This window comes from Pirellulales bacterium, assembly GCA_036490175.1.
Classification (GTDB): Bacteria; Planctomycetota; Planctomycetia; order Pirellulales; family JACPPG01; genus JACPPG01.
In genome coordinates this window covers 1-16,801 of record DASXEJ010000265.1, presented here as the reverse complement: position 1 = coordinate 16,801, position 16,801 = coordinate 1, and the positions used below count along the sequence as shown (strand labels likewise).

14 protein-coding genes are annotated in these 16,801 nt (G+C 61.0%); 10 read left to right on the top strand and 4 right to left on the bottom strand.

Annotated features, from left to right (window positions below; genetic code table 11):
- Positions 1 to 174 precede the first annotated feature (174 nt).
- Positions 175 to 543, top strand: a complete 369-nt coding sequence (locus VGG64_19690; GenBank protein ID HEY1601834.1) for an Hsp20/alpha crystallin family protein — start codon at positions 175 to 177, stop codon at positions 541 to 543.
- Positions 543 to 2,894, top strand: a complete 2,352-nt coding sequence (lon, locus tag VGG64_19685) for an endopeptidase La (GenBank protein ID HEY1601833.1) — start codon at positions 543 to 545, stop codon at positions 2,892 to 2,894. Before VGG64_19690 ends, lon begins: the two co-directional genes overlap by 1 nt.
- A gap of 82 nt (positions 2,895 to 2,976) precedes the next feature.
- On the opposite strand, the gene VGG64_19680 is transcribed toward lon, so the two are convergent.
- A complete protein-coding gene (locus VGG64_19680; protein ID HEY1601832.1) occupies positions 2,977 to 3,555 on the bottom strand; it encodes a hypothetical protein in 579 nt (192 codons plus the stop codon).
- A gap of 271 nt (positions 3,556 to 3,826) precedes the next feature.
- Between VGG64_19680 and VGG64_19675 the strand changes: the two genes are divergently transcribed.
- From VGG64_19675 to VGG64_19665, 3 genes are all read left to right on the top strand, one after another.
- Positions 3,827 to 5,116, top strand: coding sequence for a hypothetical protein (locus VGG64_19675; GenBank protein HEY1601831.1), 1,290 nt, complete (start codon positions 3,827 to 3,829; stop codon positions 5,114 to 5,116).
- A gap of 319 nt (positions 5,117 to 5,435) precedes the next feature.
- Positions 5,436 to 6,338, top strand: a complete 903-nt coding sequence (locus VGG64_19670) for a hypothetical protein (protein HEY1601830.1) — start codon at positions 5,436 to 5,438, stop codon at positions 6,336 to 6,338.
- A 304-nt stretch (positions 6,339 to 6,642) separates the two neighbouring features.
- Positions 6,643 to 7,368 (top strand): hypothetical protein, encoded by a 726-nt coding sequence (locus VGG64_19665; GenBank protein HEY1601829.1) that lies wholly within the window; start codon positions 6,643 to 6,645, stop codon positions 7,366 to 7,368.
- A gap of 84 nt (positions 7,369 to 7,452) precedes the next feature.
- Here VGG64_19665 and VGG64_19660 read toward each other — a convergent pair whose 3' ends face one another.
- Positions 7,453 to 7,896 carry an SRPBCC family protein gene (locus tag VGG64_19660; GenBank protein HEY1601828.1) on the bottom strand — a complete coding sequence of 148 codons (444 nt, stop codon included), beginning with the start codon at positions 7,894 to 7,896 and terminating at the stop codon, positions 7,453 to 7,455.
- Positions 7,897 to 7,906: 10 nt separating this feature from the next.
- The gene (gene trpE / locus VGG64_19655; protein HEY1601827.1) at positions 7,907 to 9,433 is read right to left on the bottom strand and encodes an anthranilate synthase component I; all 1,527 of its coding nucleotides are present in this window, start codon (positions 9,431 to 9,433) and stop codon (positions 7,907 to 7,909) included.
- A 712-nt stretch (positions 9,434 to 10,145) separates the two neighbouring features.
- Between trpE and VGG64_19650 the strand changes: the two genes are divergently transcribed.
- From VGG64_19650 to VGG64_19635, 4 genes are all read left to right on the top strand, one after another.
- Entirely contained in the window at positions 10,146 to 10,649 is a 504-nt protein-coding gene (locus VGG64_19650) for a UvrB/UvrC motif-containing protein (GenBank protein ID HEY1601826.1), read from the top strand.
- A 155-nt stretch (positions 10,650 to 10,804) separates the two neighbouring features.
- On the top strand, positions 10,805 to 11,893 hold the full coding sequence (locus tag VGG64_19645) for a protein arginine kinase (GenBank protein HEY1601825.1): 1,089 nt from the start codon (positions 10,805 to 10,807) through the stop codon (positions 11,891 to 11,893).
- A 217-nt stretch (positions 11,894 to 12,110) separates the two neighbouring features.
- Positions 12,111 to 12,842 (top strand): 1-(5-phosphoribosyl)-5-[(5-phosphoribosylamino)methylideneamino]imidazole-4-carboxamide isomerase, encoded by a 732-nt coding sequence (gene hisA / locus VGG64_19640; GenBank protein ID HEY1601824.1) that lies wholly within the window; start codon positions 12,111 to 12,113, stop codon positions 12,840 to 12,842.
- An 84-nt stretch (positions 12,843 to 12,926) separates the two neighbouring features.
- Positions 12,927 to 15,023 carry an elongation factor G gene (locus tag VGG64_19635; protein HEY1601823.1) on the top strand — a complete coding sequence of 699 codons (2,097 nt, stop codon included), beginning with the start codon at positions 12,927 to 12,929 and terminating at the stop codon, positions 15,021 to 15,023.
- A gap of 88 nt (positions 15,024 to 15,111) precedes the next feature.
- On the opposite strand, the gene VGG64_19630 is transcribed toward VGG64_19635, so the two are convergent.
- A complete protein-coding gene (locus VGG64_19630; protein HEY1601822.1) occupies positions 15,112 to 15,549 on the bottom strand; it encodes an ASCH domain-containing protein in 438 nt (145 codons plus the stop codon).
- Positions 15,550 to 16,052: 503 nt separating this feature from the next.
- Between VGG64_19630 and VGG64_19625 the strand changes: the two genes are divergently transcribed.
- Positions 16,053 to 16,801: hypothetical protein (locus VGG64_19625; protein HEY1601821.1), on the top strand; the 749-nt coding region annotated here is incomplete at its 3' end.

Genomic DNA, 16,801 nt, shown 5'->3' with positions numbered 1-16,801 from the left:
GACATTCTGGTTTGCGTCGGCTTGTCCGATGGCTGTGCCCAACAAAGTGGCCATCGTGGGCAGAGCGGTTAGCGCGATAGGAGTTAGCATCAAAACAACCGAGCGCCAGGACGGCGGTCATTTAACCCGCGGTCGGGGCTTGCCCTGCGCGCTGGCGCCGGTCTAATTCATCGTATGGCAGATCCATTCGAACGACTGAGGCAAAGCCTGTTTCTCGGAAACGCGCCCAGCTACCAGGCGACAGCGTGGCAGCCGCGCTGCGATGTCTACCGCTCGCGGCGCGGATGGCTGTTAAAATTCGAGCTTGCCGGCGTTCGCCCCGAGGACATCGAGCTTTCGGTCGTGGGCCGGCGCTTGCTGCTGCGGGGGGTACGCCGCGACTGGAACGTGGAAGAAGGGGGCGACTGGTACTCGATGGAGATTTCGTATAACCGCTTCGAACGGGCCGTCGACTTGCCGGATGACGTCGAGCACACGGATATCAGCAGCGAATTTCGCGACGGTATGCTGCTCGTCTGCCTGAAGACGGAAGGAGCCAGTTGATGTCCGAGGGCCCGCGTTCGACCCTGTCGCCCGTCCTGCCGGTGAAGAGCAGCGTCCTGTTTCCGCATTTGTTGTTGCCATTGGCCGTGGGACGGCCTGGCTCGGTCGCCGCGGTCGAGGCAGCCTTGGTGACCGAGGACAAAACCTTGGTCGTGGTCGCGCAGAAAGATATCGCCATCGACGATCCTGGGATCAACGATCTGTATCGCGTGGGTACCCTGGCGGCCATCAAGAAAATGGACCGTGCCGAGCATGGCTATCAAATCATCGTGCAGGGGATTGCCCGGATCGAGTTGCTCGAGGCCGTCGAGACGAAGCCGTTTCTCAAGGCCCGCGTGCAGCCGCTGGCCGAGCCGACGGGCGAAGGGACCGAGGTCGAAGCTCTGGCCCGGGCCATGCTCGACCAGGCCGCCGCGGTGCATGCGCTGTTGCAACCGGACGCGCCGTTCACGGTCGAACAGATGTTCGCCCAGGTGAAGGATCCGCTCCATCAAGCCTATCTGTTGGCTTCGATGTTGAATCTGGATTTGTCCAAATCCCAAGCTCTGTTGGAAACCAGCAGCCGGGCCGATGCGCTGCGGCAGATTCACGAGCATCTTACGCACGAGCTGCAAGTGCTCGAGCTGCGGCAGAAAATCGCCAGCCAGGCGCAATCCGAATTGAGCCGCGAGCAAAAAGAGTATCTGCTGCGCCAGCAGCTGCGCGCCATTCAGGAAGAGTTGGGCGAGCGCAGCCCCGAGCAGGCCGACGCCGCCGAGCTGCGCCGCCGCTTCGAGGAAGCGACGCTCCCCGAAAACGTCCGCAAAGAAGCCGGCCGCGAGCTATCGCGTCTGGAACGCCTCCCCACGGCGGCGCCAGACTATCAACTGACCCGCTCGTACCTGGAGTTGTTGCTCGAGTTGCCCTGGCAGGCGACGACCGAGGATGTGTTGGATTTGGCACTGGCGCGCCGCGTGCTCGACGAAGATCATTACGATCTCAAAGAGATCAAGGAGCGAATCGTCGAGCAGTTGGCCGTGCTCAAGCTGAATCCGAACGCCAAGGCGCCGATCCTGTGCTTCGTCGGGCCGCCGGGGGTTGGCAAAACATCGCTCGGCAAATCGATCGCCCGGGCTTTGGGGCGCAAGTTCGAGCGCATGAGCCTGGGTGGCCTGCACGACGAGGCGGAACTGCGCGGTCATCGTCGCACGTATATCGGCGCCATGCCCGGCCGCATCATCCAGGCGTTGCGTCGCTCAGGCGTGAAGAACCCCCTAATCATGCTCGACGAGGTCGACAAGCTGGGAAGCGACTTCCGCGGCGACCCGGCCTCGGCCTTGCTCGAAATCCTCGACCCGGCGCAAAACTTCGAGTTCCACGACAACTATCTCGACCTGCCATTCGATCTCTCCAAGGTATTGTTCGTAGCCACGGCCAACACGCTGGATCGGATTCCGCAGCCACTGTTGGATCGCATGGAGCTGTTGCGGTTGGCCGGCTACACGGCAGAAGAGAAAGCCCAGATCGCACGCCAGTATCTTATTCCCCGACAGTTGACCGAGGCCGGACTGACCTCCGAGCAACTGTTGATTTCCGACGACACGCTGGCCCGGCTGATTCGCCGCTACACGCGCGAGGCAGGCGTGCGCGAGTTGGAACGGACATTGGGCCGGCTCGCCCGCAAAGTGGCCGTGCGGTTTGCCGATGGCAACACGCAGCCCGTCGCCCCGGCTCCGCAGGATCTGGCAGACTTGCTGGGGCCCGAACGATTTACGCTGGAAGAGATGCGCCGGCAATTGCCCCCTGGCGTGGCGGCCGGCATGGCCTGGACCGAAGCCGGCGGCGAGGTGCTGTATGTCGAAGCAGTGCTATTACCCGAGGGGCGCGGGCTTATGCTCACCGGCCAATTGGGCGAAGTGATGCAAGAGTCGGCCAAGACGGCGCAAAGCTACATCTGGTCGAAGGCGGCCGAACTGGGGATCGATCGCGACACGATCCGCCAGTCAGGCGTGCATATTCACGTCCCTGCGGGCGCCATCCGCAAGGACGGCCCTTCGGCCGGCGTAACCATGGCCACGGCATTGGCCAGTCTCTACAGCGGCATCGCCCCTCGCAGTGATACCGCCATGACAGGTGAAATCAGCCTCACGGGCCTGGTGCTGCCGGTGGGGGGCATCAAAGAAAAGGTTCTAGCGGCCACCCGCGCCGGTATGCGCCGCGTGATCCTACCGCGCGAAAACGGCAAAGACCTGAGCGACCTGCCGGAGAACGTTCGCAAAGAACTGGAAGTAATCCTGGCGGATCGAATCGAAGACGTGTTGGCCGCGGCAGTGCCGGAGTTGGCGGAGCGGGCGGGTGCGGCGGCGCGGTAGCGCAACTCGGCGCAGCGCGGTATGTCGCCAGCCGCTCGTCAATTCGCAGTCAGTCTTAGTGGTGAAAGCTATCGCCCAATCGCTATACCGGGATTCGCGTCGGGCGCACGATCACGTGACCGACGTACGCCCCGGCGAGCGTGAGGAGACTCGTTGCCACGAGCGTCGTGGCGAACATGTTCCAATCCTTCGGCGGAACAAAGAGCATCGTGCCCACCGGGATCGCCAACACGCCGACGAGCACGCCTAGCCCTTGCACGATCCAATTGCGGGCCCAGAATCCGGCGGCGAAACCGCCAGAGAACGCCGCGATGCAATTGGCGATCAGGATCGCGATGACCAGTGCCGCCTTCTTGTCGCTCGGCAACTTTTCTTCGGCGCCGACGACAAAGTGCAATATCCGCGGACCCCAGCGATAAATGAACAGATACGTCGAGACCCCCAGCGCGATCTGCGCGTAGCGACAAGCCCAAGTGGCCTCGATCTCTTCATAGCCGTGGGCGTAGGGATCCTTCCACTCCTCGCGGGCGGGCCGGTCGAGCGTGGCCGTCGCGGTCTGGGCCAGCATCGTGAAGCGCATCGCCGCACCGCAGCTGGGGCAGGCTCCGCCCTGCGCTCCGTCGGCGTCGAAGTGATCGCAATTCCGACATACGTATGGCATGAGGATTCTGCCCTTTTCGTGTTATGCGGGGCGGACTTCCCGCCGCCGAGTGGTGGCCCCTATGAGAAAGCGTAGCTTGCGAATAACGCTCCACGGTTCGCTGCGAATAGCCCGATTTCAGAGCCAAAAACAGCCTTTCCGCGGCTTTCGCTGCGCGTGGACCGGTGCGCGGCTGTGGCATGGCCGTGACTTGGTTGGCGTCGTGGGGCCGCGAGATTAACTTACCTGCTAAGCAGTCCCCACTTTTTTTTCTCGTGAGGAGCGAGCATCCATGTGGCAGAAGATGTGGCACCTGTTGCGAGGACATTCGTCGCGTGGTGATACATTTCAACCACTCTACAAATTGGAGCAACTGGCGGGGCTCTCGCGATTGCCCGTGATACAGGTGCGGGCGTTTATTGCCGACCGCGGAGAAACGGCCAATGGGTTGCCTGGTCCCGGCGTCGGAGGAATCTTGGCCAGCCTGCTACGCCGCGATTTGACATTCACTCGTCGTGTGAGCGTCACGGGCGGGGAAGACAGTGGCTATCTCGCGCCGGCTGCGCGCAGTGCAGCAAGCCATGACGAAATGCTCACCAACGGCGCAGATTCGAATTCGGTGATCGTCGGGTACTTACAGAGCAACGATCCGGCTCGGATCGAGTTGCGGATCCGTCTCTTTCCCCGTCGAGGAAAGGAGGGCAGCGACGGTGACTTGGTTGTGCCTATTACGCCGGGCCGACTTACCGCTCTCTCGCCAAGCATTGCAAAGAAAGTGGCTGAACGGCTTGATCTTGCCATAACTGCTGACGTCGCCCAGCGGTGGCAGCAGCACATTCCGACATCGTGGGAGGGGCTGTTACGCGCGGGCCGCTGCTGGGAGCAACGCGACTGGCGCGGGATCGTGCGCTTGATCGAGGCCGGCGAGATTCATCCAGACGCTCTAGCGCCGCTCAGCGACGACACGCCGGATAGTCAGGCCTCGCGGCGCGGGTTGGAGCTTGCCAATGCACAAGAGCCCGACAATCCGCAACTGGCCTTCAATCGGTTCTGTTCGATTTGGAACGGCAACGAGCGACCGGCGCCGCACCTCGAGGCCATTCTAAGAGCCGGCCTGGCCGCGGGGCCTGGGCATGGGAAATCGCATATGGTGCTGCCGCACATCCTCGTGCTTAACAAGCAGAACGTCCCTTTCATACTTGCGCACAGCGAGGTTGCTTATCGGTTGCTGCGGAACAACAGCTTCGCCTTGGCCAACTTCAGCCAGTACCTTGGCCAGCTCGCGCCGCAGGACGAACGAATCCTGTCGATCGTTTTCGAAACGATCGAGCTCGACCCGGATAATCCCTCGGGGTACGTGAACGCGGTCGATGCGTTATTGAAAGGTAAACGCCCTGCCGACGCGCTGAAGGTTGCCGAATCGCTATTGGAGCTGTGCACGCCGCCGTTGTCCGATCGGACTATGTATTGCTTCCGCCAAAATCCGGCCGGAGCGGCGGCGATCGACCGTGGAGAGTTTGATCCGCATCAATTTGCGATCGAATTCCTGAAGCGAACTCACTCATTAGCGCGCGGTCAATAGGGTCCCTTCCACCTGGCGACCGTGAGTACGGACTCGTGGCTGAAGGTGGTGTTTCAATGGCGAAGACGCACGTTCCAGCGTCCATTCGCACGGTCGGTCGCTTGCGAAAGCGTAATCTATTTTGATTTGTTCTTTTTTCTTTGTCAGGTATCGCAAAGCGGCGACGCATAGCTCAGTGACCCGGGTAGGGCTGAACCTCGCCGACGCGTGGCACAGAAGTGACAACTGCGAAACCTAGATCGTCTTTAGGTTCCGGCGAGAACTCGGATCAAAAAAATCATTCTTCGTGATTAGCATCTTTTTAAGAAAAGGCTTGCGCATGAAACGGCTAATGATGGGGCCTTGTGTGGCAGGAGTGCTCGCGCTGATGTCCACGATCGTGCGGGCGGATATTCAATTTTTGGACCAAAACTTCAACAGCGACACGGTCGGATCTGCGCCGGCCGTCGGTCCGCCGGGCCCCGTAATCACGACTCCGGGATCCCTGGGCGGTTACTCGACTGAGAATGAAGACGGAGACAGCCCTCCAAATTCCAGCACCGAGGGGACGATTCTCGTCCAGAATTCACAGAAGCAAGCTGTATTTAGCTCGCTTCCGTCCAACGTCGAAACGGGTGCCTTGTACATGGACACCGGATTCAATGTCGCCTCGGAGCAAATGACGCTGTCCTTCGACATCGACGTTCTAACGGCTCCGTCGATCATGACGACTACTAACTCGCAACCCATGACCATCAATGGCGATCCGAGCGACATCGCCGGGATCCTCTTCGGTGCCAGAATCGCCAACAGCGACAATGGTCAGTGGGCGTTTAGCGTGGCCGTGGTCCCCACGGGGCCTGACGGGGGAGTGTACGCCCTTCGCAACGTCGATAACTCGAACCTGACGACGTTTGGATCGTACACCAACGGCCAAGACAATCGGGTCACGGTTGTGGCGGATTACGCGGCAGGCACGGCCAACGCGTATGTTAATGGCGTGCTGGGAACGAGCGCGTATCCGTTGCGTGGCGGCATCGACAACACGGCGACCTCGAATGAGCTGTTCATGTACATGAACGGCGAGAACGCCGGATCAGGCAACTCGGTGGCGGTCGATAACATCGCCGGTTTCGACTTTGCCAATCCTCCGGCCGCCACTCCGGAGCCGGCCACTTTCGCCATTTGGACAGCTGGCATCGCGCTGGCAATCGGTGTCCATCGGCGCCGTCAATCGCGCTAGCCGCGGCGCTTTCGCGAAGGCGGCAACCAGCTAGTGCCGCTTCCGTTATCCGCAATTCGGTGGCAGGGTAGTGGTAGGATTTGGTCCCCCCCTGCCCTGCCGCCTGAATCGTGGGTGTTTACGGGTTGCGAAATTCGGTCGAGCCCGCGGCCAGTATTTCGGAATTCTGGTGTCAGGAACAGGGGCGCGTCGGCCCACAAACTTGGGATGCACAACTATGACGTCGCTCTCGGTGAGTTCGACACAAGCCCTGCTTGCGCGGGGCCGCTGCATCCGTAGGCAACTCTTTTAGTCGAGGTTTGGGATGTCGAAGCTTTTACAATGTGTGGTGTGCACCTTGGTCCTGGCAGTTGTGTCTTCTGCCGCGGTGGCAACTGCGGACGTTGTCGTGGATGGCAGCATCGGTTCCGATTGGGCTGGAGTAACTCCGGTGCAAGTTACCTACGATCCTGGCGCGCCCGAAGGGAATTTTGGCGCTCCGACCGGTACGACGGATAGTATTGCTTACGACATCTACGTGACCGGCGATGCGAACGATCTGTACGTCGGTTTAGAAACCACGTCCGACAACACGACCGGTTTGACATTTACCAACCTGTATTTCGGCAATTCGATTCTCGGGTCAACGATTGGCTTTGAAATTGAAAACAACAATGCTTTCGTACCCGGTGGGTCGACCAACGTTGGCTACGCCACAGGGACGGCGGACAACGAGATTAACTATGCCATGACGACGGGCACCCTTGCCTTGCCGGCCCCAACGGTGATCGAGATTGCCATTCCCTGGGCCGTGTTCACCGAAAACAGCTTAAATTTGGCAGGCTTCTCGCCCTTGTCGGGCAGCGTACAACTGCGACTAAGCCAATCGTTCGGCTACAGCGTGGCCGGCGGACAGGATGCCTACGGAGACGCTCGCCTCGGACTCGTAAACATTCCAGGCGCGGTACCGGAGCCGGCGAGCGTCTTGGTCTGGACGCTGCTGGGACTGACCGTTGGTGGCGTCGGCTGGTGGCGCAAGCGAGCCCTCTAAGTGTATCAATGAGTGCGCTCAGGCCGTTCCGCAAGGGCGGCCTTTTTCTTGCGCTTGATTGCCGAATGAGGGCGCTTAGGATCGCTAGTCGATCACGCTGGCGAGCGCGGTCAGCATCGAGGTCCAGCTCTGTTCGATGCTGGCTGCAAAGTCAGCCCACTTCGGATCGATCGTGTGGACGAGCACCAACTCGCAACCGGTCGACAGCGGCGCGATATCGATTGTCACCCGGCTGCTCTCCGGCAAGTTGGCGCGAATGCCCCAGGTGAACTCCAGGTGATGCGATGGCTCGATCTGCAGATAGTTGCCCACGTGGTCGATTTCCTGGCCGCCGCGCAATACGACGAACGAGAACGAGCCTCCTACCCGGGCGTCGACCTCCATCCGTACGACAGTTTCGTCACGCAGGTTACGCCCGAACATCCAGCGACCCAACTGGGCCGGGTCGAGCCAGGCCGAAAAAACCTGCTCGGCCGTGGCCGTGTAGCGGTGCGTGACGCGGATGTCGATCGGGACAGGTTCGCTCATGTCGCGTTCGTCATTTCTTCTGTCCCTGCATTCTTTCTTCCGTGATCTCGATCGCCTTGAGCAGGCCGCGGGCTTTGTTGAGCGTTTCCTGGTATTCGGCCGTAGGCACGCTGTCGGCCACCAGCCCGGCCCCGGCCTGAACATAGGCGTAGCCGTTCTGCACGACCATCGTCCGCAGCGCAATGCAGGTGTCCATGTTGCCAGCGAAGTCGAAATAGCCGACGGCGCCGGCGTAGGGCCCGCGGCGGTGCGGCTCGAACTCGTCGATGATCTGCATGGCACGCACCTTGGGCGCGCCCGAGACGGTACCGGCCGGCAAACAGGCTCGCAGAGCATCGAAGGCGTCACGGCCCGGCGCCAACTGGCCGGTGACGTTGGAAGTGATGTGCATGACGTGACTGTACCGCTCGACGGTCATGACGTCCGAGAGTTCCACGGATCCATAACGGGCCACACGCCCTACGTCGTTGCGTCCCAGGTCAACCAGCATGACGTGCTCGGCACGTTCCTTGGGATCGGCCAGCAGCTCGTCGGCCAGGCGGCGGTCTTCTTCATCGGTGGCGCCACGCGGCCGGGTGCCGGCCAGCGGACGGACGGTGACCTCGCCGTGCATCACGCGTACCAGGATCTCGGGCGAGCTGCCGACCAACGTCACCTGCGGCATCCGCAGGTAAAACATGAAAGGGCTGGGGTTCACGATCCGCAGCGTGCGATAGATTTCGAACGGCGGGGCGGTGATCTTGGTTTTCAGCCGCTGGCTAAGGACGACCTGAAAAATGTCGCCGGCTCGAATGTACTCCAGGCAGCGTTCGACGGCCGCCTCGAAGCCGGCCTGGGTGAAATTCGATTCGTACTTCACCCGCGGTTCGCCGCCGGTGACGATATCCACCGGGCGCGGGTCGAAGCCGGGCGTCGCCATTTGCTCGACCAAGGCATCGACGCGACCGCAAGCCTCGTCGTAGGCGATTTGTAGCTCCGCGCGGCTGCGCGGGCCGTCGGCCAGTCGCGCCATGGCCACTACCGTCATCGTCTTCGTAATATTGTCGAAGACCAGCATGTGATCGAAGAAGGCAAACGCCAGGTCGGGCAGATGGCGATCGTCCTCGGGCGCGTTGGGCAGATTCTCGACATACCGCACGGCGTCGTAGCCGGCATAGCCCACGGCGCCGCTGCAAAACGGCGGGAGATCGGGCAGCGTGGCGGATCGCCAGCGGCCGACCTGCCGCTTCAATTCTTCCAGGGGGTCGGCCGAAGTGAATCGTTCGGTACGCGGGGTGCCCGCTGCAAGGGTGGTCACAGTCACCTCGTTGCCGCGCGCTTCGAATTCGAGAAAGGGCCCGGCCGCGACAAAGCTATACCGGCCCACCCGTTCGCCGCCGACAACGCTCTCGAACAGGCATGCGCAACGTCCTGAATCGACTCGCCGCAGCGCGGTCACGGGCGTTAACATGTCACTCAGCAGCCGGCGGTAGACCGGCACCAGATGCACCTCCGCAGAGAGGCGACAGAACGTGTCGAAGTCGGGGTAGTGTCCCATCCGCAATGTCTCGCAGTCGTAGGTGCGTTGCACGGGGGCGGCAACGCGGTCAGCACCAAAATCCCCCAGGCGAAGGTACGATCCGCAGCCGGGCGCGGCATAAGAGCTTTTTGCACCCCTTGGACACCCCGGCCACTATCGACAACGACCACCACCAGCAGGCCCAGGTTCGCCGCGCGCATGCGCGTTCGTTGCGTGACAGCCCACGCTATGCACAACATTGCCGTGGGGCTAGCTTAACAGCGGTCCAAAATCCTCACAACGGAAGCTGGTCGCCGTGCGGAGCGCAATGGTTTGAGCAAACGGTGCTGTCAGCATTCTAGGTACTCAGGTTAATGCCGCATGGGGCCGAGATGTCTATCATTTGGAACGCGAGGGCATGATGCTCTGCCACCGCGACCACCATGACGCCGACGATCTACGGGTTTCTGCCGCGGGGCGGGCGACAATGCGAACGCCAACTGAAATGTCGTGACAGGTGCCCCTCAGTCGAGCGGTGTCGGCCGTCGAGCGCGCTGTCGCCTCCGACGTCCAGGGAAGGTTGCCAGCCGATTCAAAGCGTCCCGAAGGCCGCCGGCGCGCGGCCGGCATTGACACTCTGGGGGGTACTGATAGAATCCCTTGGGCTTTTGTAACGAAGCATCTAAACTGCTTTGCGGCAACCGATTTGTGGCTTTCCCCACGTCGTGATTTAGCACGCAGGACCGCGCGGATGAAGTGCCAGCGCTGCGACAAACCGGCGACCTTTCACATCACCGAATTGACCGGTGGCAAGCCGCAGGAATTGCACCTCTGCGAGCAACACGCCCGGGCCTATCTGACCGAGTCGGAACAGGAACAACCTGGCGGCCAGAGCTTGGCCGGTGCGCTGGCTCAGCAATTGGCCGTCGGCCAGACGGCGGAGGAGCTAGCCCGATTAGACCAGCAGGCCTGTCCGATCTGCGGCATCACGTTCTTCGAGTTCCGCAAAGAGGGGCGATTAGGCTGCCCGCACGACTATGTCTGCTTCCAGAAGGAACTGGAGCCGTTGATTCTGAACATTCACGGCGAATTGCAGCATGTCGGCAAGCGGCCCCAACGGTCGCCGGCGAATACCGATCGCCAGACCGATCTGATCCGCCTGCGACGCGAAATGAAAGAAGCAATCACCGGCGAAGACTACGAGCGCGCGTCGAAATTGCGGGACGAAATTCGGCAGATCGAGCAATCTTCCTGACGCCTGTTTATCCTGGAGTCTGTCGCGCGGCCAGGCGCGGGTGGATTTCGGCACGGAAGTCCCCGAGAAGGTAAAGTTCGAGATAGTGGTCCGCCGGTCGCGACCAGGGTATTTGAAACGCGAATCGACATTTTAGAGAACGCATCCCGGATTCAATGAACGTGGATTTTACCAGCTTGGCACGTACTAGCGGCGAATGGCTGCGGGGCGCGGGACCCGAAGCCGATATCGTCATGAGCAGTCGTATCCGGCTGGCGCGCAATCTGGCCGACTTTCCGTTCATCAGCCGCGCCAATCCTGGCGACCGCACCGAGATCGAGCGCGTGCTCCGCGAGCGGATCGTGGCTATCGGCGATTTGGGGCCGTTGTCGTTCGTCGACGTCAACAAGTTGGTCGCCTTGGATCGGCAGTTTCTCGTCGAGCGGCAGTTGATCAGCCGCGAGCATTCCGAAGGGGATGGACCGCGCGGCGTGGTGATTGCCGAGAACGAGCAAATCAGCCTGATGATCAACGAGGAAGATCACCTGCGAATCCAGGTAATCCAGAGCGGGCTGAACCTGCAGAACGCCTGGGAGACGATTAATCGCGTCGACGACCTGGTCGAAAAGCAAATCACCTATGCTTTCAACGAGCATCTGGGATATCTGACGGCCTGCCCTACGAATGTTGGCACCGGCATGCGCGTCAGCGTGATGCTGCACCTGCCGGCGCTGGTTATCACGCGACAGATCGACAAACTTTTCCGGTCGTTGCAAAAAATCAGCCTGGCCGTGCGTGGTCTATACGGCGAAGGATCCCAGGCCATGGGAGACTTCTACCAGATCAGCAACCAGATCACGCTGGGGCGGAGCGAAGCAGACCTCGTCAAGCAGGTCGGCGACGTAATCCCCACGATTATCGACTACGAGCGCAAGGCGCGCGAGTTTTTGGTTCGTGAAAGCCATGAAAATCTGCACGATCGGGTAAGTCGGGCCTATGGGATTTTGCGTACGGCGCAAACCATCAGCTCGGAAGAAACAATGCACTTGCTGTCGAGCGTGCGCATGGGGGTCAACCTAGGGCTGATCCACGATCTGGAAATCCCCACGGTCAACAAGCTCTTCATTTACACGCAGCCCGCCCACCTGCAGAAGATCACCGGGGGCGAGTTGGACACGGCCGACCGCAATATCGAGCGGGCCCGCTATCTGCGCCGCCTGTTGAACAAGGAAGAGCGCGGCGGCGACGGCGTGAACCAGAATTAGGCTGCCGCGGCGGCCCTTGTTGGCCGCCTTCATCGGGGGCCCTCGTACGCGGCACACTCGGGCCGACTCTGCGGCGTATACTTGTCAGGGTAGGCGTTGCCCTGCGCGCCAGGTTTTGACGTGCTTCTCGTACGCGGCAACTCTTGCTAGTCGAATTTTTGTGTGCGATATTTGAACTTTGTCCTTTGTCTTGGTTGCGCGCGGGGATGCACGCGGTATGCAAATCTGGCCGGCGATCGACTTGCGCGGCGGCAAATGTGTCCGCCTACAACAAGGCGATTACAACCGTGAGACCGTTTTCGGCGACGATCCCGTTGCCATGGCGCGGCATTGGGTCGCCGAAGGCGCTCAGTATCTGCATCTCGTCGATTTGGACGGCGCGCGCGATGGCCGACCCACGAACTTGCCAAGCGTGCAGGCAATACTTGCCGCGGTGGATGTGCCGTGCGAGCTAGGTGGCGGCATCCGCGACGAAGCCACGATTCGCACGTTGCTCCAGGCCGGCTTGTCGCGATTGGTGATCGGCACACGCGCGCTGCGCGAGCCCGAATGGTTCCGTGCTTTGTGTCGAGAGTTTCCCGGCCGGCTGGTGTTGGGAATCGATGCCCGGGATGGAAACGTTGCCACCGACGGCTGGCTCGCGACCAGCAGCGTGCCGGCCACGGATCTGGCGAGGCAATTCACGTCCGAGCCCGTCGCTGCGATCATCTACACAGATATCGCGGCCGACGGCATGTTGTGCGGACCAAATCTGTCCGCCATGGCCGAGATGCGCGACGCCACCAGTCTGCCGGTCGTTGCTTCCGGGGGCGTGCATACCGTCGATGATGTGTGCCGGCTGGCGGCCCTGCGCCTGGCAGGCTGTGTGATTGGCCGCGCTTTATACGACGCCAAGTTCACCGTGCGCGAGGCGCTGTCTGCTGCCGAAAGGAGGAGTACCGACAACTAGCGTTTTTGGTGTTGTTCCCGTGGCCTCGCGCACTTGCCGCGCGGCAGTCCACGTTACTACGCATCAAGCCCAAAGGATGGTTTCATGGCTCAGCACAAGGTCGAGGACATCCGCAACATTGCATTTTGTGGGCACGGGTCAGCAGGAAAGACGACCTTAGCTGACGCGTTGCTCGCCAAAACAGGTGCAATCAAACATCCCGCCAGCGTCGAGAACGGCACCAGCGTCTGCGATTTCGACGAAGAAGAAAAGCACCATAAGCACACGATCGAATCGAGTCTGATTCACTTCAACCACGCCGGCAAGATTTTCAACGTCATCGACACGCCGGGCTATCCAGACTTTATCGGGCAAACGATTGCCGCCCTGGCCGGTGTCGACACGGCCGCCATCTTTGTGAATGCCCACTCGGGCGTCGAAGTCAACACCCGCCGCGTTTTCCAGGAAGCCGGCAAGGCGGGCCTCGGACGGATCATCGTCATCAGTAAGATGGACTCGGATCACATCGATTTCCCTGAGTTGCTCAAGAACATACGCGCTGTGTTCGGTAACGCCTGCGTGCCGCTCAACGTTCCGTTGGGTAGCGGGCACGATTTCCATGGCGTGGCCAGCACGCTTAATCCTCCGGCCGATGTAACCGGCGCGCTCGTCGATCCGAAGTCGCTCACGGATTCGCTTATCGAGTCGATCATTGAAGTCGACGAAGGTGCCACCGAACGCTACTTCGAGGGGACACCCCCCACGGCCGAAGAGATCTCACGGCTGATCGTCGAGGCCGTGGCCGCTGGCAATTTAATTCCGATCGTTTGCGTGGCCGGCAAGTCCGGCCTGGGCGTGCCCGAATTTCTCGATGCCTTGGCGCTGTGCGCGCTGCCGCCTGACAAGATCATCCGCCACGGGACGCTGGCCGACGGCACCGAAGTCGAGATTCATGCCGACCCCAGCGGCCCGGTCGTGGCTCAGGTTTTCAAGACGCGGATCGATCCCTTCGTGCAGCGGCTGAGCTATATGCGGGTCTTGTCCGGGACCCTCAAGAAAGACGATACGCTGCACGCTTCGACCGCGCGAAAGCCGGTCAAGATTCACCAGCCGCTGTGCGTGCAGGGGGGCACTACAGAGCCGGTTGAGGTGGCGGTCCCAGGCGACATCGTGGCCGTGGCAAAGTCCGAAGAGCTGCACACTGGCACCTGTCTGGGTGACATTACGCTCACCCCGATACATTTTCCCACGCCGATGGTCGGCCTGGCCGTCACGCCGAAAACGCGTGGTGACGAAGGGAAACTCTCCGGCGCGCTGCACAAAATCGTGGAAGAAGATCCCACGCTCCGTTTGGACCACGACCAGCAGACTCATGAATTGGTGATGACCGGCATGAGCGAGCTGCATTTGCAGCTATTGCGCGAGCGACTCAAACGCCGCGACAAGGTCGAAGTCGACGCTAAGGAGCCCAAGATCCCCTACCGCGAGACGATCCAGACCCAGGCCGAGGGGAGCTACCGTCACAAGAAACAGACCGGCGGCCGTGGCCAGTTCGGCGAGGTCCATATTCGAATTTACCCCATGCCCGAGGGAAGCAAACTCGAGGAGTACGCCACCAAACAGCGATTTCCCTCGATGCGCGAATATCACTACGACGCGGCCCGCAACTTTTTGTGGGTCGACTCGATCGTAGGGGGCACCATCCCCAACAATTTCCTGCCGGCTGTCGAGAAGGGATTCAAAGAGCGGTTGGAAAAAGGCGTCATCGCGGGTTTCAAAATTCAGAACGTCGCCGTGGAAGTTTTCTTCGGCAAGCATCACCCCGTCGACAGCTCGGAAGCCGCCTTCAAGACGGCGGGCTCGATGGCCTTTCGCAACGTGTTTCGCGAAGCCCGGCCCTCGCTCTTGGAGCCGATCGTCAAACTGCACGTGACCGTGCCGGGTGACAAGCTGGGGGATGTGAACAGCGATATGTCGAGCCGGCGGGGCCGACCGCTGGGCATGGAGTCAGCCGGCGGTGACCTGCAAACCGTGACGATGGAAGTTCCCTTGGCCGAAGTGACCACATACGCGCGCAGCCTGTCGAGCATGACGGGCGGCCAAGGCAGCTACACGATGGAGTTCAGCCGCTACGACGTCGTGCCGCCGCACGCGCTGAAGGAAATTATGGAAAAGGCCGTCATGCACGAGGAAGAAGAGTAACCGACTCGCGGAGTGATGAATGCGAAACGCTGAACTGGTCAGACAGACGAACGCCGAGACAGGCGAGTCGAGCGACCGGAGTGTGAGTTTAGCCACTCAGCATTTTGCATTCATCACTCATCGTTTCCTTTTCCACGGTGTGGAAAATAACGCGATACGTGCGATAGCCCTCGGTCAGTTGGTCAGCGTACAACTGCACGATCTCGCGGCGCAGTAATTCGACGTTCTGGAACCCGTCGCGGCGGGCGTCTTCGTCGGTCAGCTCGTCCAAATCGACTTCATCCACCGAGTCGATCTGGATGTACCCTGCGCCGGGAATATAGCTGCGCTGTCCGGGCTTCATGCGGCGGTGCTTCCACAACCGCACGGTCTGCGTCTTTTCTCCGGCGCGAATGGCCGCCAGAAATCTCTTCTTGAACAGTAGCACTGCCGGCCCTTGATCTGAAGGGTTTTCGCCCGCGCCGACCAGCCCGCTGCCGCGGCAGGGCCATGAGACACGCACCGGTCCGGTAGCGTAGTTGATCAACGTAGGCGTCGTCAATCAGGCGAATTTGCCGGTGGTTTCCTGAAACTGTCGCGTGACACAAGCGCGGCCGACCCAAAAGAAAGTCGTCGCCGACAGGAGCGCGGATGTGCTGAATATCGGCCACGTGTAGGCATTTTGCTCAACCGGCCATTCTAACCGCTTCGGAGCGAAACAGTCCGCCGTTGCGGCATAGCTAACATTAGCCGGCCGGGCATTCCTGTCGCTGTAGGGGATTGAGCGCCCGAAATCGCGTATATGCGAAGCCGCTCTTGGGGGAAACCAGGCCGATTCGCTTGCAACCAGCCTGATAGCCAAACACGCGCCGTGATCCGCCTGGCACCGATTGACTTACCCCGATAATTGCACCACAGGACGTCCGGAGACGAAATACCCGGAAAATTGGCGTGACGTCCAGGAAATGGCACATCCCTTGCGAGTGCGTAGCATTAGTTCTACGTCACAAGCTGGGCACCATTGAATACTCGCGAAAAGAAGGATTTACAATGATTACGCGCAGACCATCTCGTATCGTCACGGCACTACTTGTTGCGCTAGCAGTTCTAAACTTCAGCAGCATGAGTTACGCGCGTGGCGGCGGCGGCCATGGCGGGGGCGGAGGGCATGGTGGTGGAGGCGGGCGGGGAGGCGGAGGTTACCGCGGCGGGGGCGGTGGTGGGTATCGGGGAGGCGGCGGTGGCTATCGTGCTGCGTCCGGCGGGGGCGGGGCGCGCAGCTTTAGCTCTTCCGGAATTAGCCGCGGTGGCAACGGCGGCGGACAGAGCTTTGCGGCACGCCACAGCGTCAGTGCGAGCAGTCGGATGGCAGCCGGCACGACAGGCCGAGGCGCGATGGGCGCTGCCGGCGGTAACAACTTCTTGACGCGACACGGCGGAAATCTGGGGGCCACTCAAGCTGGACGAGGCGCGTTCGCGAATCAACGTTTCGCCGGCGGTTTTAATCAAGGGTTCGGCGGCTACGGACTTGGATACGGCGGCCTGGGATACGGTGGTTTAGGATTCGGCGGACTGGGCTTTGGAGGACTGGGCGGCCTCGGGCTCCTGGGACTCGGCTACGGCCTCGGAATGGGAATGGGTATGGGCGGGTACGGAGGCTATGGCGGCTACGGCGGAGGCGGCTATGGAGGCGGAGGTTACGGAGGCGGGTATGGAGCAGGTTATGCTGCGAATGCGTCTGACTATTCAGACAATTCCAATCAGCTTGCTCAAACCACTGCGGCGACCGAGGCCCTGCA

Bases quoted from the DNA above. Each gene is read 5' to 3' on its own strand.
- VGG64_19680 (HEY1601832.1), bottom strand. From the start codon at position 3,555: ATGCCATACGTATGTCGGAATTGCGATCACTTCGACGCCGACGGAGCG.
- VGG64_19690 (HEY1601834.1), top strand. From the start codon at position 175: ATGGCAGATCCATTCGAACGACTGAGGCAAAGCCTGTTTCTCGGAAAC.
- VGG64_19660 (HEY1601828.1), bottom strand. From the start codon at position 7,896: ATGAGCGAACCTGTCCCGATCGACATCCGCGTCACGCACCGCTACACG.
- VGG64_19645 (HEY1601825.1), top strand. From the start codon at position 10,805: ATGAACGTGGATTTTACCAGCTTGGCACGTACTAGCGGCGAATGGCTG.
- VGG64_19650 (HEY1601826.1), top strand. From the start codon at position 10,146: ATGAAGTGCCAGCGCTGCGACAAACCGGCGACCTTTCACATCACCGAA.
- lon (HEY1601833.1), top strand. From the start codon at position 543: ATGTCCGAGGGCCCGCGTTCGACCCTGTCGCCCGTCCTGCCGGTGAAG.
- VGG64_19665 (HEY1601829.1), top strand. From the start codon at position 6,643: ATGTCGAAGCTTTTACAATGTGTGGTGTGCACCTTGGTCCTGGCAGTT.
- hisA (HEY1601824.1), top strand. From the start codon at position 12,111: ATGCAAATCTGGCCGGCGATCGACTTGCGCGGCGGCAAATGTGTCCGC.
- VGG64_19675 (HEY1601831.1), top strand. From the start codon at position 3,827: ATGTGGCAGAAGATGTGGCACCTGTTGCGAGGACATTCGTCGCGTGGT.
- VGG64_19670 (HEY1601830.1), top strand. From the start codon at position 5,436: ATGAAACGGCTAATGATGGGGCCTTGTGTGGCAGGAGTGCTCGCGCTG.
- VGG64_19635 (HEY1601823.1), top strand. From the start codon at position 12,927: ATGGCTCAGCACAAGGTCGAGGACATCCGCAACATTGCATTTTGTGGG.
- trpE (HEY1601827.1), bottom strand. From the start codon at position 9,433: ATGGGACACTACCCCGACTTCGACACGTTCTGTCGCCTCTCTGCGGAG.